Below are 21,811 nucleotides of genomic sequence, written 5' to 3'. Positions count from 1 at the left end.
AGCTTTCCCGGCTAAAGCCGGTCCCACGTCATGATTCCTGCGGGCGTTACATATACGGATGAACCGCCGGCGCCGTCAGTGGCTTCTGCAACTGTTTCAACGAGCGAGATACAGAGCTCGTCGTGCATTTGGCGTCAGCTTGTGCCTGTGTCAGCTTGCGCACATCGGTGTAGAACAGCACACAGGTCTTGGCCTTGTTGGTGACCTGCCAGTTCTGCGTGCAGTTGCTCAAGGTAGCCTTCGGGTCCGCGCCTGGTTTTTGCCCCATCCCCGCCTGCCAGCAGGCCGCACTCAAATCCTGGCCCATGACCGCCAATCCGGCGGCATCTGCCTTGACTTCATCGCCACCATAGTTGGCCTTGTCTGCGGCGTACCAGATGTAGCTCGGATGGTTCGAGCCCAGCACCGGCACATTCTGCCCAGGATTCGGACTGATGGTTGCCAGGCCCAGCACCGGCACGCTGGCTGAGTACTGTTGCTTGATCCAGTTGCGCACCGGCGCACCAAACGCAACCATTGGCAGCGACGCACCTGCAGCGTTCTGGCTCAACTGCTTGACCATGGTGGTCTGATAATCCTGAAAGTAGCTGTACACACCTTCCAGCGAACTGCCCGCCGAGGCTGGCGCGGCAATTGGCGCGATATCGATGATGGTCTGATAACCCGGCGTCTGCGCGGTCGGGATACCGTTGTAGGTCAGGAGCTGTGCCCAGCGGTCGGTGGTATTGGACTTCAGATAATCCTGAGCCTGGGTCAGGGAATAGTCTGGCGGAAAGTGCAGCAGCTCAACGCTTTTGCGGTTCTCCAGCGCCATGCCCAGCGGCAGGAACAAGTACCAGTTGTACTGCCACTTGTCAGGCCCGGAGGCGAGGAGTTTTTGCGCGCCGCTGTAAGCCAGGTCTCCCGCGTCCAGCAGTTGGGACAGGGGTTTGTCATAACCTTCTGGCACACCGCTGATCTGCGCGTAGATCACATCGTTGTCATTAGTGACGGTGACTTTGCCGGTGTAGCCATCGCGCTGCACGCTTTGCGTCAGATAGTGCTCGACGGTCTGTTCCAGCGTCCAGTTGCGATAACAGATGACGTTGCAATTGTTCGGAAATGCGAAGAGTTGAGTGACACGCTCCCGGCTACCGAGCTTGACGTTGACATCGGCCTGAACCATGGCACCAAACGTCAGAGTGGCGAGTGTTGCAGTCCATACAGCGGCTTTCAGCATGCTCATATCCTTTTTGGCAATCTGCCCCGAGGTTTTGGGGTTGCTGCAATATTGAAGCAATGTGCCATTACGAATAAATGGGGGCGCGGTAAATATTTATTACCTCTCCCTTTAAGCGTCTCCTATCGATTTATTCAAAGCACGAAACGCTGAACCATGATGTTCAAATCCGTCGCCAGCACCGACAGCGCATTGCTGGCAGCCGTGGTTTGGTGCGCGCCGGATGCACTTTGGGCCGACAGCTCGCGAATGCTGCTGAGGTTACGGTCCACTTCACCGGCTACCTGTGCCTGTTGCTCGGCCGCGCTGGCGATCAGCAGGTTACGATCGTTGATGGTGGAGGTTGAGCTGATGATTACGGTCAACGCTTCGCCGGTCGCGGCGGCCTGTTCGAGGGTCACGTTGGCTTGCGTCGCCGTGAGCCGCAGCGCCTCGGCGGTCTCCCGAGTGCTTTGCTGAACGCTATTGATCAGCCCTTCGATTTCCGTGGTTGAGGCACTGGTGCGCTGCGCCAGGGAACGGACTTCATCGGCCACCACGGCAAACCCCCGTCCGGCCTCACCCGCACGGGCGGCTTCGATGGCAGCATTGAGTGCCAGCAGGTTGGTCTGGTTAGCAATCGCGCGGATCACATCAAGGATCTTGCTGATGCTCAAGGTGCGCTCAGCGAGCCCTTCAGCCTGATGCGAAGTGTCCAGCACATTGCCGGTCAGTTCCTTGATCGAGCCAATAGTGTCGGCGAGGCGCGCCTTACCGTTGGCCGCTGCTGCGTTCGACGCAAGAGATTCGGTTGCTGTGTTGCTGGCATTGCTGGCGACTTCCATAGCCGCCTGGCTCATTTGGTTGACCGCCACTGCCGCCTGCTCGATTTCGCTGTTCTGCAGCTTCAGGTTGTCCGCCCCGGATTCGGCGATGCTGCTCATTTCCTGCACCGACTGCGATAGCTGATTGGCCGCCGCGTAGATCTGCTCGATGGTGGTGTGCAAATTGCCGCGCATCTGGCCGAGCATGGTCAACAGCTGAGCCGTTTCGTCCTTGCCTTCGGGGATCGGTTGCGGGCTGAGATCGCCATTGGCAATGGTACTGGCAATCTTCAATGCCTGGCGGACCGGACGAATGATGCTGACGCTCAAACGCCAGGCCAGTAACAAGGTCAGGGTCAGTACCGCCGCGATGGCACTTAGCGCGATAATCCGCGTTTGGGCGTAACTGGCACTGGCATTGTCGACTGCAGTCGCTGCACTTTGCTTGTTCAGTTCGCGCAGCAGTTGCACCTGCATGTCCATCAGGTCGCCCTGCAAGGACAGCATGGTATTGGCCAGCATGCGTGCGTCTTCAATCTTGCGCTGCTCGATCAGCGCGATCTCGTCATAAAGGCCGGGGATGAACGCTTTATAAGCATCTTGCAAGGCGACGAGGGAATCTCGTTCGGTGCTGTCTTTAACGTGGGCCAGATAATCGGAGAAGCCTTTCTCGGCGTCATTTTTGAGGGTTTCAACGTTGATCTTGCTGGTAACAACCGCGCCGGGGTCGTCCGCATTGGCGATCAGGCGGATGCTTTCGCTGCGCATTTTGATCAGTGTGATCGCCAGCGCATCGGCCATGGCGATGCTGGGCAGCGAGCCACTTTCCACGGTTTCACCTTGCTTGCGGATCTCTTGCATCTGGAACAGGCAGAACGCCCCTAGTCCGATGGTGAGCAGCGAAGTGATTCCGAAACAGAGCACCAGACGCTGAGTGATTCTGAAGCGGCGCAGGACAGTAGTAGCCCCGGAACGTCGGCGGAAAATGGCAGGTATTAACTTTTTCACGGCAGGCAAACCCAGTCGATAGAAACATCGGAGACTGGGTTATAGGGCAGTTGTGTGATGTCTTTGTGACATCGCATAAGTTAGCGATGAACAGAGGATTGCAGAACTGCGTGGATACGTGACTGCGAACGCAGATTCGTGTGGGAGCCGGGCTGGCCCGCGATGGATGCGATTGACCTGATATTTGCGGCATGCTCATCGCGGGCAAGCCTCGCTCCAACAAAATCTAGAACACCAACTTGTACCCAATAAATGCCAGCATGATCGCCAGACACGGACGCAGGATGTCATCCGACACCCGGCCCGCAAGATGGCTGCCCAGATAAATTCCCGGCAACGAACCCAGCAGCAGGAAGCCGAGAATCCCCCAGTCCATGTTGCCCATCCCTGCATGGCCCAGACCTGCAACCAGCGTGAGCGGCACGGCGTGGGCGATTTCTGTGCCGACCAGACGGCGGGTGGCGAGGAAGGGGTAAAGAATGAATAGCGCCACGGTGCCCAGCGCTCCAGCGCCAATGGACGTCAGTGCAACCATGGTGCCGAGAATCAGGCCGGTAAAGACCGTGAGCGCATTCAGGCTCTTGCCGCTGGGGTTATAGCTGCCGCCTGCACGATTGTGGGCGAACGCGAGCAGCCGTTTCTTGAAGAACACCGCTGCGGCAGTCAGCAACAGAACAATGCCCAAGGCCTGCTTGATCACCGCGTTCATGGCATCCGGCGCGGCGTGCAGGGTGCTGAGAAACCACAGCGTCAGCAGCACTGCCGGGACGCTGCCCATGGTTAGCCAGCCAGTGATTTTCCAGTCGATGTTGTCGTTTCTTTTATGAACCCACACACCGCCGGATTTGGTAATGGCTGCATAGAGCAGGTCAGTACCAACGGCCGTCGCCGGGTTAACCCCGAACCACAACAGAATAGGCGTCATCAGCGAGCCGCCGCCCACGCCCGTCATTCCGACGATGAAACCCACTACCAGACCCGCAACAACCAAACCCAAGCCACCAAAATCCATTACTGCATCTCACAACAAAAAGGGCGACTGCCAGAAAAAAACAGGCGGCAGCATAACGACGTTTTTAATAACGCCTTATATCGATACGGTCTATCGATATATCTTTATTGGTGCTTAATGGAAGCAGTTGTTTGTCGGGCTTATCGCGTAGCGGACATCAGACCCCCTGGGAGTGCACGCTTAGTGGTGAGAGGGCTGTGCGCGGTGAATCAGGCCTGACGCCTCGCGAACAAGTCCGCTCCTACCGGTTGGCGCGGTGTGAGGTAGGAGGCAACTTGTTGGCGAGAGGGCTGTGCGCGGTGAATCAAGCCTGGCGCCTCGCGAACAAGTTCGCTCCTACCGGTTGGCGCGGTGTGAGGTAGGAGGCAACTTGTTGGCGAGAGGGTTGTGCGCGGTGAATCAGGCCTGGCGCCTCGCGAACAAGTTCGCTCCTACCGGTTGGCGCGGTGTGGGGTAGGAGGCAACTTGTTGGCGAGAGGGTTGTACGCGGTGCATGAGACAGGACGCCATCGCTGCCGCGCGCTTCTCGAAGTGAGTCTGGTTAACGGCCGAAATGCGCAAACCGACCGGTAAAGCGTTTGGCCAGCGGAAAGGCCAGATCCCCATGCTTGCTCGTGGCTAACCCCAGTTCGCCCAGCACTTCGGCCAGCTTCACAGCCGCGGCGACACCATCAACCACGGGCAAACCCGTCAGTTCACTGACCAGCCCCGGCAAGTCCGCCATGCCACCGCAACCGAGAATAATAGCCCCCGCACCTTCGTTATCCCGGGTCTGTATCGCCTGTTCTGCAATGCGCTCTGCCAACGCTTGCTCACCCATGCTTTCCAGCTCAAGCACCGGTACATCGACGCAACGCACCGAAGTGCAATGCTCGGTCATACCGTAATTGCGCAGCAGGTGCTCGGCGATGATCCGGGTGCGCGTCAGCGTGGTGACCACAGCAAAGCGTGTGCAGATCAGGCTGGCGACATGAAAGGCCGCTTCGGCAATGCCGATCACCGGACCGCGCGCCAACTCCCGTGCCGCCAACAGGCCTGGGTCGCCGAAGCAGGCGATGATGTGCGCGTCGTATCCCGCGGCGACGCCTTTGCGGACTTCTTCGAGCACCCCCACGGCTGCGATGGCTTCGTCGAAATGGCCCTCGATGGATTCCGGGCCAGAATCAGGGCAGCAGGCGATGATTTCTGTACCGGGGCGCGCCACTGCGCGTGCGGCGCGTCCGATGCTCGCCGTCATGCTCTGGCTGGTGTTGGGATTGATGACCTGGATTTTCATGGAAGGCTCGACTCGCGGATCAACGCTTGAAAATGGTTTTGAAGTCCGGCTCAACCGGCGTCACCTGATCGACCTGCAAGCTGGCGCGGATGCTTGCCAGATGCTTGCCCATCCATTGCGCAGCCGAAGCGCCTTTGCCTTCTTCGAGCAACCCAAGCAGTTCCTCATGATCGCCACAGTCACAGCCAACACTGTGCCGTGAACCGTAAACCGCGATGATCAGCGATGAGCGGGTGGTCAACTGGGCAACCTGTTCGGTCAGCACCTGATTGTCGGCCAGTGCGATTAGTTGCACATGAAAGCGCGCAGACAATTGAATGGCTCGGCTGTGCAGGCCTTCGCGCTGGGCCTCGTGCTCCTGATCGACCAGTCTGCGCAGCGTCTTCAGTTGCGCGGCATCAATCTGCTCAGCCACGGCAGGCATCAGCGCAGGCTCGATCAACTGGCGGGCGGCGAACACATCCTGAGCTTCTTTGGCGGTCGGCTGAGCGACCTCCGCGCCGCGATTGGTGCGCAAGGTCACCAGTCGCTCCAGTGCCAGTCTTTGCAGGACTTTGCGAATACCGGTGCGGCTGATGGCAAACACTTCAGCAAGGGCATCTTCCGGCAGACGGGTGCCCGGCAACAGTCGGTGCTCGACGATGGCTTCAAGAATGTCCTGATAAATCTGTTCATCGCGACTCAACGTCGAATCGCTCATGGCAGGACTGGCGAGGAAGAGAGGATTCATAGGGCCGCTTTAACCGGTGAATGTGAGGTGATCGTATACAAACTCTGTACGGTTTGCCATCACTCACTTGGTGTGTTGCAACACCTGATTGTATGCACTGCCAGTGCGCATTCATGCACTTTAATCGCGCATTTGCTGGCTTTCATTGGTATTGATCAATATCACATAACGCTTCTACTGCCTGCTCTACGAGCCAATTCTTGTGGTTTGGCATGCATCATGCCTTTCAGATCGTATACAAATAAAGCCAGCCTCCGTATGCAGTCTCCGGAGCGGCATCGATCAGAGGAGAGTGCGTGCGATGAATCCAGAAATTCCAAAGGGCTACAGCCCTCGCTTGTACAACGAAGATCTTGGCCCGGTTAAGCAGAAGTGGACCTGGTACAACATCTTCGCGTTCTGGATGAGCGACGTGCACAGCGTGGGCGGCTATGTGTTCGCCGCCAGCCTGTTCGCGCTGGGCCTGGCCAGTTGGCAGGTGCTGATCGCCTTACTCGTCGGGATCTGCATCATTCAGGTCATTGCCAATCTGCTCGCCAAGCCGAGTCAGCAAGCCGCTGTGCCTTATCCGGTCATTTGCCGATTGGCATTCGGTGTGTTCGGCGCAAACATTCCCGCGGTGATTCGTGGCTTGATCGCAGTCGCCTGGTACGGGGTGCAAACCTATCTGGCGTCCAGCGCGCTGGTCATTGTGGTGCTGCGCTTCTTTCCGTCGATGGAAAGTCTTGCTCAGGTGCAATTCGCCGGCCTGTCGTATCTCGGCTGGATGGGCTTTTTGACCTTGTGGGTGCTGCAAGCCATCGTGTTCTGGCGCGGCATGGATTCGATTCGCCGCTTCATCGACTGGGCGGGGCCGGTGGTCTACGCGGTCATGTTCATTCTGGCAGGCTGGATCGTCTGGAAGGCGGGCTGGAGCAACATCAGCTTTACCCTGTCGGAAAAATCCCTGAGTGGCTGGGAAGCATTCGGTCAGGTGGTCATGGCAACGGCGCTGGTAGTGTCGTACTTCTCCGGGCCTACCTTGAACTTCGGCGACTTCAGTCGTTATTGCCGGAGCATGGCTGACGTCAAACGCGGAAACTTCTGGGGCTTGCCGGTGAATTTCCTGGCGTTCTCCCTGGTGACGGTCGTGATCGTCTCCGGCACCTTGCCGGTGTTCGGTGAAATGATTCATGACCCCATCGCCACCGTGGCCCGTATCGATAACACCGTTGCCGTATTGCTGGGTGCATTTGCCTTTGTGACGGCGACCATCGGCATCAACATCGTGGCCAACTTCGTATCCCCGGCCTTCGACTTCGCCAACTGTGCTCCGAGCAAAATCAGCTGGCGTGCGGGCGGTATGATCGCGGCAGTGGCTTCGATCTTCATCACCCCGTGGAACCTGTTCAACAACCCTGAAGTGATCCACTACACCCTGGACGTGTTGGCCGCCTTTATTGGCCCGCTGTTCGGCATCCTGCTGGTGGATTTCTACCTGATCAAAAAACAGTACATCGATGTGGACGCACTGTTCGACGACACCCCGGCGGGTCGCTATTGGTACACCAACGGCTTCAACCCGGTAGCTATCAAAGCCTTGCTGGTCGCGACCCTGATCGGTCTGCTGTTCACCTTCGTGCCGTGGTTCAAGCCGATTGCCAACTTTGCGTGGTTTACCGGTTGCTTCCTGGGCGGCGCGTTCTACCTGGCGCTGGCGCGTCGGGATGTGAGAATGGCTGCGCCCGCGTTGGCGTGAGAAGCCGACTTTGTAGGAGCTGCCGAAGGCTGCGAAAGCGATTTATCTGACATACCGCGATTCGCAGCCTTCGGCAGCTCCTACGGGGATCGGCGTCGATAGCAAAAAAAGCCCGGCACAGGGGGAGTGTCGGGCTAAAGGTTTGTCTGGTGACTCTACGTACATCAGAACCGCGGTTTTACCGCCTTCCAGTCCGGTTTGTAGCGTTGCATCTGTTTCACGTCATCGCGCTGGCGGATGCCGCAGGTCAGATATTGGTCGTGCAGCTTGCCCAGTTGATCCTGATCCAGCTCCAGTCCTAGCCCCGGCGCGCGGGTGATTTTCACGCAGCCATCGACGATTGGCAGCTTGCCGCCCTTGATCACTTCCTCGTCCGGCTCCTGCCACGGGTAGTGGGTGTCGCAGGCGTAATCCAGATTCGGCACTGACGCCGCTACATGCGCCATCGCCATCAGGCTGATGCCCAGGTGCGAGTTGGAATGCATCGAAACCCCAAGCCCAAAGGTGTCGCACATTTTGGCCAGCGCTTGCGTGTCGCGCAGGCCGCCCCAGTAATGGTGGTCGGCGAGCACAATCTGCACACTGTTGAGCGCAACGCTACGGCGGAACTCATCAAAGTCCGTCACCACCATATTGGTCGCAAGCGGCAAACCGGTGCGTTTGTGCAGCTCAGACATGCCCTCAAGACCCGGCGTCGGGTCTTCGTAATACTGCAAGTCGTCGCCCAGCAGTTCGGCCATGCGAATCGACGTTTCCAGCGACCAGTTACCGTTAGGGTCGATACGCAACGGATAGCCGGGGAAGGCTTTCTTCAGCGCCTTGATGCAGGACACTTCATGCTCCGGCGGCAGAGTGCCGGCCTTGAGCTTGATGCTCTTGAAACCGTACTCCTCGATCATCCGCCGAGCCTGCGCAACGATCTGCTCCTCGTTCAGGGCTTCGCCCCAATTATCCGGCTTGTAAGGCGAATCCACATGCTGCGCGTACTTGAAGAACAGGTAGGCGCTGAACGGAATTTCGTCACGGATCGCTCCGCCCAGCAGGTCCACCAGCGGCACATTCAAGTAATGCGCCTGCAAATCCAGAAACGCGACTTCAAAGGCCGAATAGGCATTGCTTACCGCTTTGCTGGCGTGGGAGCCGGGGGCCAGTTCGGCACCGGCAATGCTCGCCGGTTTATTGGCCGCCACCGTCGCCTGGACGATGGTGCGCAACTGGTTGAGGTTGAACGGATCAAGGCCAATCAACTGGGTCTGCAGTTGCTGCTGGATCGCCAGTGCTGGAGCATCGCCGTAGCTTTCGCCCAAACCGATGTAGCCGTTATCGCTTTCAACTTCGATGATCGAGCGCAGTGCAAAGGGTTCGTGAATGCCGCTGGCGTTGAGCAGAGGCGGATCGCGAAAAGCGATTGGGGTGACGGTTACGCGTTTGATTTTCAAGAGGCTGCTCCCGATGTCAGGGCTTGAGGCTTATTCATGTTTTTTTTCGCATCGGCGTCGTCAGGCTTGCCGCCGAGCACGCTTGGCGCATCGCCGCGAGGCTTGGTGCGGGCGAAAAAGATCACCACCGCAGCTACCAGTGAAGTAATCGCCAAGCCATATAGGCCGCCCTCGATGGATCCAGTGGTTTGCTCAAGGAAGCCAAACGCGGTCGGCGCAACGAAGCCGCCGAGGTTGCCGATGGAATTGATCAGAGCGATGACTGCCGCAGCGATTCGCGCATCCAGATAGCCTTGCGGGATTGGCCAGAACAGTGCCGAGGCCGCTTTGAAACCAATCGCTGCGAAGCAGATGGCTACAAACGCGAAGACCGGGCCGCCCGTGGTGGACATGAACATGCCGAAAGAAGCGATCACCAATGTCACCGCAACCCAAGCCTGCTGGTATTTCCATTTGCTGGCCATGGCCGCAAAGCCATACATGGCGATGATCGAAATGATCCACGGGATCGAGTTGAACAGGCCGACCTGGAAGTCGCCCATGTTGCCCATCTTCTTGATCATGCTCGGCAGCCAGAACGTTGCGCCGTAAATGGTCAAGGCGATGGAGAAATAGATGAAGCAGAACAGCGCGATCTGTTTGTCAGCCAGCAGCTTGAACATCGACGGCTTGATGGCCTGCGAGGCTTCGCGTTCACGCTGCTCCGCAGCAATGGCACCAATCAAAGCGTCTTTTTCTTCAGTGCTGAGCCACTTGGCTTCGCTGGGGTGTGATTGCAGCCAGAACCAGACAAAGGCGCAGAGCACCACCGAGGCGAAACCTTCGATCAGGAACATCCACTGCCAGCCGTGCATGCCCAGCCCGCTGACATTGAGCAGCGCGCCCGATACCGGGCCGGAGATGACTGACGCGATAGCGGAGCCACTGAGGAAGATCGCCATGGCCTTGCCGCGATCAGCGCCTGGCAGCCACTGCGTGAAGTAATAAATGATGCCGGGGAAGAAGCCCGCTTCGGCCGCGCCGAGGATAAAGCGCAGCACGTAGAAACTGGTTTCGCCTTGCACGAAGGCCATGGCCATGGCCGCCACGCCCCAGGTAAACATGATCCGTGTCAGCCAGGCGCGAGCGCCGTAGCGTTGCAGCAGCATGTTGGAAGGCACTTCGAAAATCGCGTAGCCGACGAAGAACAACCCGGCACCCAGGCCATAAGCGGCTGCGCCTATGCCCAGATCGGTTTCCAGATGGCTACGGACGAAGCCGATGTTCACCCGGTCAATGTAATTGACGATGAACATGATGACGAAGAGGGGCAGGACGTGGCGCTTGACCTTGGCGGCTGCCCGGGCAAGCGCTGAGGCGTCCGTCGGACTATGGACTGTGTTCACTGAGGCGACTCCCGATCATTATTTTTTTGGGGACAAGTCGATCATGGACGCAGTCTTTGTTCCGGTCTAATCTAGATTGGCACTTGATTGATACCTGGAATGAATCAATGTTTGAGCTTGCCCAGTTGCGCTGTTTCACCACCGTCGCCACCGAACTCAACTTTCGCCGCGCCGCCGAACGCCTGAACATGACCCAACCGCCCCTGAGTCGGCAGATTCAGTTGCTGGAGCATCATTTGGGCGTGGCGCTGTTTACCCGCAGCACTCGCAGCGTGGCGTTGACAGCGGCGGGGCGGGCGTTTTTCGTGGAGGCGCAAAACCTGTTGGAGCGTGCCCAGCAGGCCGCCGCGTCAGCCAAGCGGTTTGCTGAAGGGGATATCGGTTCGGTGACCATCAGCTTTGTCGGCAGCGCGGTGTATGAGTTTCTGCCCAAGGTGATTGCCGAAGCGCGGCTCAAGCAGCCGCAGGTGAAAATCTCGCTGGAAGAAATGAACACCTACCAGCAGCACGAAGCCATGCGGGCGCGACGCATTGATCTGGGGATTGTTCGTTCACCGTTGCTGCAACCCGGTTTTGCCACCGAGTGCCTGGTGCGCGAGCCATTTGTGCTGGCGGTGCCCAGCACTCATCGGCTGGCTACTGCTGAAACGGTTTCAGTGTCGGATCTGGATGCCGAGCCTTTCCTGATGTATTCCCACGCCGCTTATCCGCCGTTCAACGAATTGCTGACCGGCATGTTCCGTTCGGCGCGGGTAGCACCGCAGTACGTGCAATGGCTGGGGTCATCGCTGACCATTCTGGCGCTGGTCAACGCCGGCATGGGCCTGGCCCTGGTGCCGCGCTGCGCGGCGAGCGTGGTGTTCAAAGGCGTGACGTTTCGCGACATTGATCTGGGCGAGGGCGTGCAAAGCGAACTGCACTTGATCTGGAGGTCGGACAATGACAATCCGGCATTTGCGATGTTGCTGGATGCGATACGCGGGGCGGTGGCAGGGTCGCTGCAATGAGGTAGAGACAGTGTCGCTGTAGGAGCTGCCGAAGGCTGCGATTGCAATCTATCAGACGAAATGCTTTCGCAGCCTTCGGCAGCTACAGAGGTCGTAGTATTTTTCACTCAGTTAACAGCAACCTGCCCCGAAACAACCAGCGCCTTCAACGAAGCATCGAACTGCTTCAACGCATTCAATTGCAGCACACGCTGCTGATCAATCTGCGCAGCGATTTCAGCGGCGGCCTTGTCATGTACCCACACCGAAGTCATTTCCTTGCCGCCATAACCTTCGGCCTTGCCGATGTATTGCAGATTGGCATCATAGAATTTAGCGACAAACCGTGCTTCAACCTGAGTATTCCGTTGGGTCACCAGACGGTTATAGGTGTCGAGCATCACCACCACATCGGGTCTGGCCTGCATCACCGCATCAAGGTTGTCGTAGACAGTCACCGAGGCGAATTCTTTTTGCAGCGAACCTTTCAGCCAGTCGATCGCCAGTTTTGGATCGGAACTGTTGACGAACGCTTCACGGATTCTTGAATCAAGGTTGTTATTCTTCGCGCCGTTCAACGCGACCGAATGGTACTGCTCAAGATATTTCAGGGTGCTGACCGTATTTTCGCTGTACAGCACACCCACCGATTGAGAATGCTGCAAGCCAGTGCTGCTGTCGGCAACCGGTTGCAAATGGCAAGTCGCTTGTTCGGCGGCGAAGGCAGGGGCAAAAGCACCGCCGGTCAATACGGCGACAAGAGTCAGCAGGGTAGAAATTCTCATCGCGTATTCCTCACAGGCGGTTCGGTATGTGGCCATCCTCCTCCTTTGCCGCACAAAGCAGAACTTGCGAATTTTGATGGTGACTATCGATTGAACGAATGATGAGAACGTGGGGTGGAATGCGTCCTCTGTAGCAACTGAGTGAGCCACAACAGCTTGCTCGCGATAGCGTTTTATCAGGCGAGGTTTCCTTGACTGGTAGATCGCTGTCGCGAGCAAGCTCACTCCTACAGGAATGTGTTCAACTCAGGAATGTCGAACTTTCCCCGCCAGCAAAGCCCCAATCGCCAATCCTCGAGTCGCTGTCAAACTGGGCGTCGATGTTGATGTGATGCGCGGTTAGCGCAGAAGGCTGGCTTATCCTTGCATGGATTGGAGCGAGCGCTCGCCGCATATCGGCGGCTAGGTGTTAGCGTCTGGCTCGATAAACCGCGTCGGCTCACGACCGTTGGCGTTGAGCTGGTAAATCTCGGTCGGTCGGCCCTTGGCATCGAAAAACACCTGACCCACGCCTGCCGAGTTCCACAGTCTCTCCCCGGCTTTACTGTGCTCCGGGATACGCGGCACTACACGCATCAGGCGTCGTTTGGTAAACCAGTTCAGTGGCGAACGAGGGGAATACAGCCAGCGGTTCAGGCGGTCGAACCAGTCCAGCAGGCTTTGCGGGAATTCATTCTTCAAGCCGCTGCTGGTGACCTGCCAGATATGCGGGTTGGCGGTGCGATGGCGAATCAGGATTTTATAGACGAACGAGTAATGCACGTCCCCCGACAGGATCACGTAATTGCCCGGCGTGCGCGAGTGACGAAAGATATTCAGGATGACCTGCGCAGCGCCCCGATGCGCCATCCAGTTCTCGGCGTCGACCAGCAGGGGGTGCCCACACCAACTGAAAATCTTCTGCACAGTTTCAATCAGTTTCACGCCGAATACCGGAGCGGGTGAAACGATGATCGCCGAAGGGTGATCGAGCAAATCCTGTTGCAGCTCACTCAGCGCTTCCCAATCCAGCAGGCCGGAAGGCTGATGCAGGTTGAACTCGCTGCGCCAGCGCCGGGTACGGGTATCGAGCACCACCAGTGCAGGGGAGGTGGGCAGCACGTAATGCCATTGCTGAAACTTCAGTAAACGGGTGATCAACGTATCCAGGGTTTCGCTCTGCAGGTAGCCGTTTGCATCAGGCGCTTGCCTGACCAGTTGCTGCGTCTGCGCCAGTAAATCAGGGAAGGCATCCGGGTTGTTGCCCCAGCCCTGACACAGCAAATAGGCCAACAACGCGTTGCCTATGATGCGCTTGGAAAACGGGTGGCCGTAGGCAGTCTCTTCCCATTTGGCCGAGAGGTTCCAGTCGTCCGTCACGTCGTGATCGTCAAAGATCATAAGGCAGGATAAATGCGCGAAAACCCGTGCAACGCCACTCAAACCGTCGACAAAAGCGTCGATACGCTGCTGTTCCTGTTCATAGCGAGGTTGTTCACCGGCTTCGAAAACCGGGGGCTTCGGGGCGATCAACGTCCACGGCACCGGCGACCAGACCAGCAGGTACATGGCGAGCACTTCGGAGAACGTCACCAGATGATTATCAGCCGTGCTGCTGGTGAAAATCGGCTTGCGCGCGCCACCGAAGAACCGTTCGCGCAGGGTGTCGTTGCTCTTCAATGCCGGTAACAGGTCGGCGCGGTTGTAGTAGCTGGCCGGATGGTTGTAGAGCTCGGCGCTGTCGTCGACGATCGCGCCTTCGAGGCGCTCATGGAACAGACCCAGGCGTTCAATCAATGCATGAATGGCGCGCAGCATCGGCCCGGCCACATCGTCGGCGTAGACCTGATCGCCGCTCATCATCAACAGCGCCGGGCGATGCTCGGCACCAGGGTTGGCCGCCAGCAGCCGGTCGGCGCACAGCAGGCCTTCATCGGACGCATGATGGGGCTTACGGCACGAGCCATGGAGCAATTGTTCGATCTCGCTGCGCAGCACGAAATCCGGCAGGGACCGGTCGGCGTACAGCAAGTGAGGTGCCCACTCGGCGATGCCTTGCTGGCCATCGATCAAAAGGTCGTAGGCAATGGCGACATCGCAGGGCAGGGCGTCATCCAGCGGCAAGTCGATCAGGTGAATGAAGGCGCTGCGGCCTACTGGAACGACTTGGCATTGCTGTTCATTCAGCGGGTAATCACGGTCCGGAAGGCAAAGGGTCAACGTCAACGGCCGCGAACCCACCAGCCACATCACCAGACGCTGAGGCTCAAGGCGACGCAACAGAGGACCAGCAAGAACGGCGGGAAGGGAATCAGTTGAAGACATCCGGCAAATGCACCCTGGCTACAAAGAGCCGTCGATAGTACCTCAGTTGATCAGGATCTGAGACGCGGCAATGAACTGACGTGGGACCGGCTTTAGCCGGGAAGAGGCCAGTACAGCCGATACATTTGTGGTGTCAGGAATGCCGCCTTCCCGGCTAAAGCCAGTCCCACGTCGCTGCTGGTTCTACCCCAACCCATTCCAGAACGCCTCGGCGAAATCACTCAGCGGTGTGCGGGCGCGGAACAAGCGGATTTCCACGGGGATGTCCCAGGTTTCTTCCAGCGCCCGCACCAGGCGGTTCTGGATCATTTCCGACTCCGCCAATGTGCGCGGCAGCCAGGCCATGCCTTTGCCTTCCTGTACCATCGACAGCAGCACCGCCGCCAGGTGGGAACTGAACAGGGTTTGCAGTGGTTGCTCGGGTTGCGAGCGATTGAGCCGCCAATTGATGATTCTGCCCAGCCCGGAATCCGCGGTGTAACTCAGATAGTCCAGCGGGTCGTTGGACTCCACGCTGCGCTGCCCCGGCGCACACAACGGCAGCAACACATCGAGGCCCACCGCTTTACCCAGAAACTGCTCGCTGGCAAATCGTGGCGGCACGTCCGGGTGATGGTGGCAAAGCACGAATTGCACCTCGCCATTCAATAGCAGTTGTTCACAGGAACGCATGTTGTCCGAATGCAGGCGCACGCCTTCGATGGGCGCATCGCGCTCGATACTTCTGATCCAGCCGGGAAAAAACGTGAACGACAGTGAATGAGTCGCCGCGAAGTACAGCGTGCGCAGCTGTTTGCCCGCAAGCTCCCGGGCGTCCAGACGCATCTGGTGCAAGCGGCGGGTCATGTCCTGCGCGTTGCCGAGCATCTGTCGGCCGACATCGGTGAGCGTCGCGCCATGGGTGGTACGTTCAAACAACTCAACGCCCATCCAGTTTTCCAGCGACTTGATCCGGCGGCTGAACGCCGGTTGGGTGACATGGCGTGAGTCGGCCGCACGGGAGAAGTTTTCCAGTTCTGCCAGTGCGACGAAGTCTTCCAGCCAAGCGAGTTCCATGGGCGATGCCACCTGTGCATGAGGTACTCGATTATAAGCATTGGCTGCGCCTGGGCCGCTAGCCCTAGAGTTCTCTGGCAGCCAGCTGATAGCAGCGGCCACCTAATAATCAGAGAGGACTCTCCATGCGCATCGTGGACATTCGCGAGAAAACCGTTTCTATCGCATCGCCTATTGCCAACGCCTACATCGACTTTTCGAAAATGACCTGCTCGGTTGTCGCCGTGATCACGGACGTGATTCGCGATGGCAAACCGGTGATCGGTTATGGCTTCAACTCCAATGGGCGTTACGGGCAGGGCGCGCTGATGCGGGACCGGTTTCTGGCACGCATCTCCGAAGCGGACCCAGACAGCCTGATCGACCACGAGCGTAACAACCTCGACCCGTTCGCCATCTGGAAAACCCTGATGACCAACGAGAAACCAGGCGGCCACGGCGAGCGTTCAGTGGCAGTCGGCACCATCGATATGGCGGTGTGGGACGCGGTTGCGAAGATTGAAGGCAAGCCGTTGTATCGCGTGTTGGCTGATCGTTATCGCGACGGTGTTGCCGATGACAAAGTCTGGGTCTACGCGGCGGGCGGTTACTACTATCCGGGCAAGGACCAGACCAAGCTCAAGGCCGAAATGCAGAGCTATCTGGACCGCGGCTACGACGTGGTGAAAATGAAAATCGGTGCTGTGCCACTGGATGAAGACATTCGCCGTATCGAAGCCGTGCTGGAAGTGGTGGGCGATGGCCGTCGTCTCGCCGTGGACGCCAACGGTCGCTTCGACCTGAAAACCTCGATTGCCTACGCCGAGGCCATCAAGCCATACAACCTGTTCTGGTACGAAGAGGCGGGCGATCCGCTGGATTACGCGCTGCAGGCTGAACTGGCCAACCACTATGACCTGCCCATGGCGACCGGTGAAAACCTGTTCTCCCACCAGGACGCCCGCAACCTGCTGCGCCATGGCGGCATGCGCCCTGATCGCGACTTCGTGCAGTTCGACTGCGCGCTCTCCTACGGTCTGGTGGAGTACCTGCGCACTTTGGATGTGATGAAAGAGCTGGGCTGGTCATCGCGCCGCGTGGTCCCTCACGGCGGCCACCAGATGTCGCTGAACCTCGCGGCAGGCCTGCATCTGGGTGGTAACGAGTCCTATCCGGACGTGTTCCAGCCATTCGGTGGTTTCGCCGATGGCATCGAAGTCGAGAACAGCTACGTCGGTTTGCCGGACATCCCGGGCGTCGGTTTCGAAGCCAAGTCCGCGCTGTATGCCGTGATGCGCGAGCTGGGTGAGGGGGCTTGATAGTGAATTAACCCTTACCCCTGTAGGAGCTGCCGAAGGCTGCGAAAAGGTTGTGTCTGACACACCGCGATTCGCAGCCTTCGGCAGCTCCTACAGAGGCCCGGATTGATGAAAATCCTCATACAACAACAAGATCGAGGTTCTCATGAGCGACACACCTACACGCTGGTACGGCCAGCTGTATGTCCAGGTACTGATAGGCATCGTCATCGGCGGTGCCATCGGTTTCTTCCTTCCTGACATCGGTGCAAAGCTGCAACCCCTCGCCGATGGCTTCATCAAACTGATCAAGATGCTGCTGGCGCCGATCATTTTCGGCACCGTTGTAGTCGGCATCGCCAAAATGGGAAGCATTAAGGAAGTCGGTCGTATTGGCGGCAAGGCGCTGATCTATTTCGAAGTCCTATCGACGCTGGCGCTGATCATCGGCCTCGTGGTGGTCAACGTGCTCAAGCCCGGCGTGGGCATGAACATCGACGTCAACACCCTCAACGCCAGCGCAGTCAACGGCTACACCCAGGCGGCTGCGGCGCAGGGCGGGGTGATCGAGTTCTTCCTCGGCATCATTCCAACGACGCTGTTCGACGCTTTCGCCAAAGGCGCGATGCTCCAGGTGATTCTGGTCTCGGTATTGATGGGCGTTGCGCTGGTGCAGTTGGGTGAAACCGGCAAGCCGCTGGTCAATGTCATCGATCTGTTGCTGCAAACCCTGTTTCGCATTGTTGCAATGGTCATGAAGCTCGCCCCGATCGGCGCGGGGGCGGGCATGGCGTTCACCATCGGCAAGTACGGCATCGGCACATTGATGTCGTTGGGGCAGTTGATCATCGCGCTGTATGTCACGACCCTATTCTTCATTGTGGTGGTGCTGGGCAGCGTGGCGCGCTGGTCGGGCTTGCCGCTGCTGCAATTCCTTCGCTACTTCAAGGACGAAATCCTCGTCACCCTCGGGACCTGCTCCACCGAAGCGGTGTTGCCAAGGATGATGGTCAAGCTGGAGAAACTCGGCTGCAAAAAATCCGTGGTGGGCATGGTCTTGCCGACCGGCTACACCTTCAACTCAGATGGCACCTGTATTTACCTGACCATGGCGGCGATCTTCGTGGCGCAGGCAACCAACACGCCGCTGACCCTGATGGACCAACTGGTGGTGCTGGGCGTGCTGTTGCTGACCTCGAAAGGTTCGGCGGGCGTTGCAGGCGCGGGGTTTGTCACCCTGGCAGCAACGTTGTCAGTGATCGGCGATATTCCGTTGGTGGGCCTGGTGTTGCTGTTAGGTGTTGACCGCTTCCTCAACGAAGCGCGGGCGGTGACCAACCTGATCGGTAACGGCATCGGCACCATCGCGATTGCCAAATGGGATGGCTCATTCGACCAGGCACAGGCAGCGCGGGAAATCGCCGCAATGAAAGAACAGAGTTCGCTCAGGAAGGGGGCTGGGAAAGCGGCAGGGGAGCCGTTGGACAAGCTGGTTTGAGAACGTTGTGCTGAAGCATGTAGGCGCTATCGATATCTGAACGTACGCCCAGAGTCGTGGGACCGGATTCATCCGGGAAGAGGCCAGTGCATTCAACGAATTTGCATCGTTCAGAATGCCGCCTTCCCGGATAAATCCGGTCCCACGGGTCTCGGTTCGCCCTGAGACAGCGCGGCTCAACCGCATCGAAATACCGAGAATCTTCTGCACCCCACAGCCGACTCGGAAACCTTCCACGAAGCGCCGGGCACGTTGCTGTTCTGCGCGACCGCGTGATGTCATTCCCACGGCGGAATGCTTAAAAAAGCCCATACCTTCAAGTTTTATCTATCGATTGACAGAGTATGTCTATCGACACCCAAGACTTAGCTTATTAGCTCTCTGCTCAAACGCCGTCTAGGCTTGTTCTGGCGCTGGCGAGCCAGTCGCCGTTTATTTAGAGTTTCCGTGTGGCGACAGCGATACGCTGATCCAGAGCTGGCCATGCATGTTGTGCCGTGATGAACCACATCGCCGCCTGAAGTCCGGAACGGGCCGGGTAGCGCATGAACTCGACCAAAGGTAAATAGAACATGTCGAATGAATCGAAATGCCCCTTTAATCACGCAGCTGCAGGTGGCGGTACGACCAACCGCGACTGGTGGCCGAATCAACTCAATCTGAAGATCCTGCATCAGCATTCATCGCTCTCCGACCCGATGGGCGAAAACTTCGACTACGCCGCTGCCTTCAAAAGCCTCGATCTGGAAGCTGTAAAGCAAGACCTGCGCGCGCTGATGACTGACTCGCAGGACTGGTGGCCAGCCGACTTTGGTCACTACGGTCCGCTGTTCATTCGGATGGCCTGGCACAGTGCCGGGACCTATCGCACCGCCGACGGTCGTGGCGGTGCTGGCGCGGGGCAACAACGTTTTGCGCCACTCAACAGCTGGCCCGACAACGTCAGCCTCGACAAGGCCCGCCGCCTGATCTGGCCGATCAAGCAGAAATACGGTCGCAAGATTTCCTGGGCCGACCTGATCATCCTCACCGGCAACGTGGCGCTGGAAACCATGGGCTTCAAGCCGTTCGGTTTCTCCGGCGGGCGAGCGGACGTCTGGGAACCGGAAGAAGCTGTTTACTGGGGCTCCGAAAAAACCTGGCTGGGCGGCGACACCCGCTACGGCAAGGAAGCGCAGCCTGAAGGCGAAGGCGTGCTGGTGGCCGATGCAGACAAGCACGGCACAGAAGAAAGCCGTAACGACGCGCCGGGCCGTGACCTGGAAAACCCGTTGGCCGCCGTGCAAATGGGCCTGATCTACGTGAACCCGGAAGGCCCTGATGGCAACCCGGACCCCGTAGCCTCGGCCAAAGACATCCGCGAAACCTTCGGCCGCATGGCCATGAACGACGAAGAAACCGTCGCCCTGATCGCGGGCGGTCACGCCTTTGGTAAAACCCACGGTGCTGGCCCGGCTGACAACGTTGGCGCTGAACCCGAGGCCGCAGACATCGAGCAACAAGGCCTGGGTTGGAAAAACAGCTTCGGCACCGGTAAAGGTGGCGACACCATTACCAGCGGTCTGGAAGTGACGTGGACCACTACACCGACCCAATGGAGCAACAACTACCTGGAAAACCTGTTTGGTTTCGAGTGGGAACTGTTCAAAAGTCCGGCGGGTGCTCACCAGTGGCGTCCAAAAGACGGTGCAGGTGCCGGTCTGATTCCCGACGCTCACGATCCGTCCAAGCGCCATACACCGACCATGTTGACCTCCGACCTGGCCCTGCGCTTTGACCCGGCTTACGAAGCGATTTCCCGTCGCTTCCTAGCCAATCCGGACCAGTTGACCGACGCCTTTGCCCGCGCCTGGTTCAAGCTGACCCACCGTGACATGGGGCCGCTGTCTCGTTATCTCGGCCCGGAAATGCCGGCCGAAGAACTGCTGTGGCAAGACCCGATTCCAGATGTTGATCATGCCTTGGTAGACGAAAACGACGTGGCAGCACTGAAAGCCAAAGTCCTGGCTTCTGGGTTGTCTGTTTCGCAACTGGTCTCCACTGCCTGGGCGGCGGCGTCCAGCTTCCGTGGCTCCGACAAGCGCGGCGGTGCCAACGGCGGGCGTCTGCGTCTCGCGCCGCAGAAATTCTGGCAAGCCAACCAGCCGGAGCAACTGGCGCATGTGCTGGCAAAACTGGAAAGCATCCAGAGCGAGTTCAACGGTGCCCAGGCAGGCGGCAAGAAAATCTCCCTCGCTGACCTGATCGTACTGGCCGGTTCTGCGGGCGTTGAGCAAGCGGCGAAAAACGCCGGTCATGCGATCACCGTTCCGTTCGCGCCGGGTCGTGCCGACGCTTCGCAAGAACAGACGGATGTCGAGTCGTTCGGTTTCCTGGAGCCTGTTGCTGATGGCTTCCGTAACTTCCAGAAGGGTCGTTTTGGCTCGTCGGCTGAAGCCCTGCTGGTCGACAAGGCGCAACTGCTGAACCTGACCGCGCCGGAAATGACCGTGCTGGTAGGCGGCCTGCGCGTGTTGAACACCAACGTCGGCCAAACCCGACATGGCGTGTTCACTCAGCGTCCGGAAACCCTGACCAACGACTTCTTCGTCAACCTGCTGGACATGAGCACCGAGTGGCGCGCCGTGTCTGACGCCAAGGACGAGTTCGAAGGCCGTGACCGCAAGACCGGCGCCGTCAAATGGACCGGCACTCGCGTCGATCTGGTGTTCGGCTCCCACGCCCAGTTGCGTGCGCTGGCCGAGGTGTATGCCGCGGGTGATGCGCAAGAGAAGTTCGTCAGCGACTTCGTTGCGGCCTGGACCAAAGTGATGAACCTTGATCGCTTCGACCTTGCCTGATGTAAACGCTTGAACCCAAAGCCCCGGTCTGAGCCATCAGATCGGGGCTTTTTTATTGCCGGAGGTGTTTGATGAATAGCGACCTGCGTGACTTCTACCGAGGCTACATCGACTGCCTGAACCAGCAGGACTGGCCTGCACTGGGCCAGTTTGTTGATGAAGATGTGCATTACAACGACCAGCGCGTGGGCCTGATTGGCTACCGCGAAATGCTCGAAAAAGACTACCGGCAGATTCCGGACCTGCACTTCAACATACGATTTATGATCGCCGACGCCGAACACATCGCCGCTCGCCTGGACTTCGATTGCACCCCGGTTGGCGACTTCATGGGCTTGCCGGTCAATGGCCGGAAAGTGCAGTTCAGCGAGAACGTGTTCTACCGGTTTCGCGAGGGGAGGATTATTGAGGTGTGGTCGGTGATTGATAAGGCAGCAGTTGAAGCGCAGCTTTGA

At 58.4% G+C, this 21,811-nt stretch carries 16 protein-coding genes and 1 pseudogene; 7 read left to right on the top strand and 10 right to left on the bottom strand.

The annotated features are described in order from the left end of the window. Nucleotides 1-46: 46 nt before the first annotated feature. From CKW31_RS22445 to CKW31_RS22425, 5 genes are all read right to left on the bottom strand, one after another. Entirely contained in the window at nucleotides 47-1,219 is a 1,173-nt protein-coding gene (locus CKW31_RS22445) for a hypothetical protein (protein ID WP_095100272.1), read from the bottom strand. Nucleotides 1,220-1,353: 134 nt separating this feature from the next. Then, nucleotides 1,354-3,030 (bottom strand): methyl-accepting chemotaxis protein, encoded by a 1,677-nt coding sequence (locus CKW31_RS22440; RefSeq protein WP_095100317.1) that lies wholly within the window; start codon nucleotides 3,028-3,030, stop codon nucleotides 1,354-1,356. A gap of 226 nt (nucleotides 3,031-3,256) precedes the next feature. Beyond that, nucleotides 3,257-4,042, bottom strand: a complete 786-nt coding sequence (locus tag CKW31_RS22435; protein WP_095100270.1) for a sulfite exporter TauE/SafE family protein — start codon at nucleotides 4,040-4,042, stop codon at nucleotides 3,257-3,259. Nucleotides 4,043-4,583: 541 nt separating this feature from the next. Next, complete coding sequence (locus CKW31_RS22430; RefSeq protein ID WP_095100267.1) at nucleotides 4,584-5,318, bottom strand: aspartate/glutamate racemase family protein; 735 nt, start codon at nucleotides 5,316-5,318, stop codon at nucleotides 4,584-4,586. A gap of 19 nt (nucleotides 5,319-5,337) precedes the next feature. Beyond that, nucleotides 5,338-6,048: a GntR family transcriptional regulator gene (locus CKW31_RS22425; protein WP_095100263.1), complete on the bottom strand. Its 711-nt coding sequence runs from the start codon at nucleotides 6,046-6,048 to the stop codon at nucleotides 5,338-5,340. Between the two features lie 301 nt (nucleotides 6,049-6,349). Between CKW31_RS22425 and CKW31_RS22420 the strand changes: the two genes are divergently transcribed. Further along, nucleotides 6,350-7,786 carry an NCS1 family nucleobase:cation symporter-1 gene (locus CKW31_RS22420; RefSeq protein WP_095100260.1) on the top strand — a complete coding sequence of 479 codons (1,437 nt, stop codon included), beginning with the start codon at nucleotides 6,350-6,352 and terminating at the stop codon, nucleotides 7,784-7,786. Nucleotides 7,787-7,950: 164 nt separating this feature from the next. On the opposite strand, the gene CKW31_RS22415 is transcribed toward CKW31_RS22420, so the two are convergent. Both CKW31_RS22415 and CKW31_RS22410 read right to left on the bottom strand, forming a co-directional pair. Beyond that, entirely contained in the window at nucleotides 7,951-9,225 is a 1,275-nt protein-coding gene (locus CKW31_RS22415; protein ID WP_095100258.1) for a glucarate dehydratase family protein, read from the bottom strand. Then, a complete protein-coding gene (locus CKW31_RS22410) occupies nucleotides 9,222-10,610 on the bottom strand; it encodes an MFS transporter (protein WP_095100256.1) in 1,389 nt (462 codons plus the stop codon). Before CKW31_RS22410 ends, CKW31_RS22415 begins: the two co-directional genes overlap by 4 nt. A gap of 107 nt (nucleotides 10,611-10,717) precedes the next feature. Between CKW31_RS22410 and CKW31_RS22405 the strand changes: the two genes are divergently transcribed. After that, a complete protein-coding gene (locus tag CKW31_RS22405) occupies nucleotides 10,718-11,617 on the top strand; it encodes a LysR substrate-binding domain-containing protein (RefSeq protein WP_095100253.1) in 900 nt (299 codons plus the stop codon). A 107-nt stretch (nucleotides 11,618-11,724) separates the two neighbouring features. Here the strand turns inward: CKW31_RS22405 and CKW31_RS22400 are convergent, their stop codons facing one another. After that, on the bottom strand, nucleotides 11,725-12,381 hold the full coding sequence (locus tag CKW31_RS22400) for an ATPase (protein ID WP_095100251.1): 657 nt from the start codon (nucleotides 12,379-12,381) through the stop codon (nucleotides 11,725-11,727). Nucleotides 12,382-12,691: 310 nt separating this feature from the next. Between CKW31_RS22400 and CKW31_RS30135 the strand changes: the two are divergent. Continuing rightward, a pseudogene (locus CKW31_RS30135) lies at nucleotides 12,692-12,784 on the top strand (transcriptional regulator); the annotation flags it as partial. On the opposite strand, the gene CKW31_RS22390 reads toward CKW31_RS30135, so the two are convergent. Further along, complete coding sequence (locus CKW31_RS22390; RefSeq protein ID WP_095100248.1) at nucleotides 12,784-14,685, bottom strand: hypothetical protein; 1,902 nt, start codon at nucleotides 14,683-14,685, stop codon at nucleotides 12,784-12,786. The pseudogene CKW31_RS30135 and the gene CKW31_RS22390 overlap by 1 nt on opposite strands. Before the next feature lie 183 nt (nucleotides 14,686-14,868). After that, entirely contained in the window at nucleotides 14,869-15,741 is an 873-nt protein-coding gene (locus tag CKW31_RS22385; RefSeq protein ID WP_095100245.1) for a LysR family transcriptional regulator, read from the bottom strand. A 125-nt stretch (nucleotides 15,742-15,866) separates the two neighbouring features. Here CKW31_RS22385 and CKW31_RS22380 point away from each other — a divergent pair, with 125 nt between their 5' ends. From CKW31_RS22380 to CKW31_RS22365, 4 genes are all read left to right on the top strand, one after another. After that, nucleotides 15,867-17,039, top strand: a complete 1,173-nt coding sequence (locus tag CKW31_RS22380) for a mandelate racemase/muconate lactonizing enzyme family protein (protein WP_095100242.1) — start codon at nucleotides 15,867-15,869, stop codon at nucleotides 17,037-17,039. Between the two features lie 145 nt (nucleotides 17,040-17,184). Continuing rightward, nucleotides 17,185-18,516, top strand: coding sequence for a C4-dicarboxylate transporter DctA (gene dctA, locus CKW31_RS22375; protein WP_095100240.1), 1,332 nt, complete (start codon nucleotides 17,185-17,187; stop codon nucleotides 18,514-18,516). Between the two features lie 572 nt (nucleotides 18,517-19,088). After that, on the top strand, nucleotides 19,089-21,356 hold the full coding sequence (katG, locus tag CKW31_RS22370; protein WP_095100237.1) for a catalase/peroxidase HPI: 2,268 nt from the start codon (nucleotides 19,089-19,091) through the stop codon (nucleotides 21,354-21,356). 71 nt (nucleotides 21,357-21,427) lie between these two features. Beyond that, on the top strand, nucleotides 21,428-21,811 hold the full coding sequence (locus tag CKW31_RS22365) for an ester cyclase (protein ID WP_371856801.1): 384 nt from the start codon (nucleotides 21,428-21,430) through the stop codon (nucleotides 21,809-21,811).

The organism is Pseudomonas sp. Irchel 3A5 (genome assembly GCF_900187575.1).
Taxonomy (GTDB): domain Bacteria; phylum Pseudomonadota; class Gammaproteobacteria; order Pseudomonadales; family Pseudomonadaceae; genus Aquipseudomonas; species Aquipseudomonas folii.
Note: the sequence above shows the minus strand (reverse complement) of the source record. Positions and strands in the feature narration are given on the sequence as shown.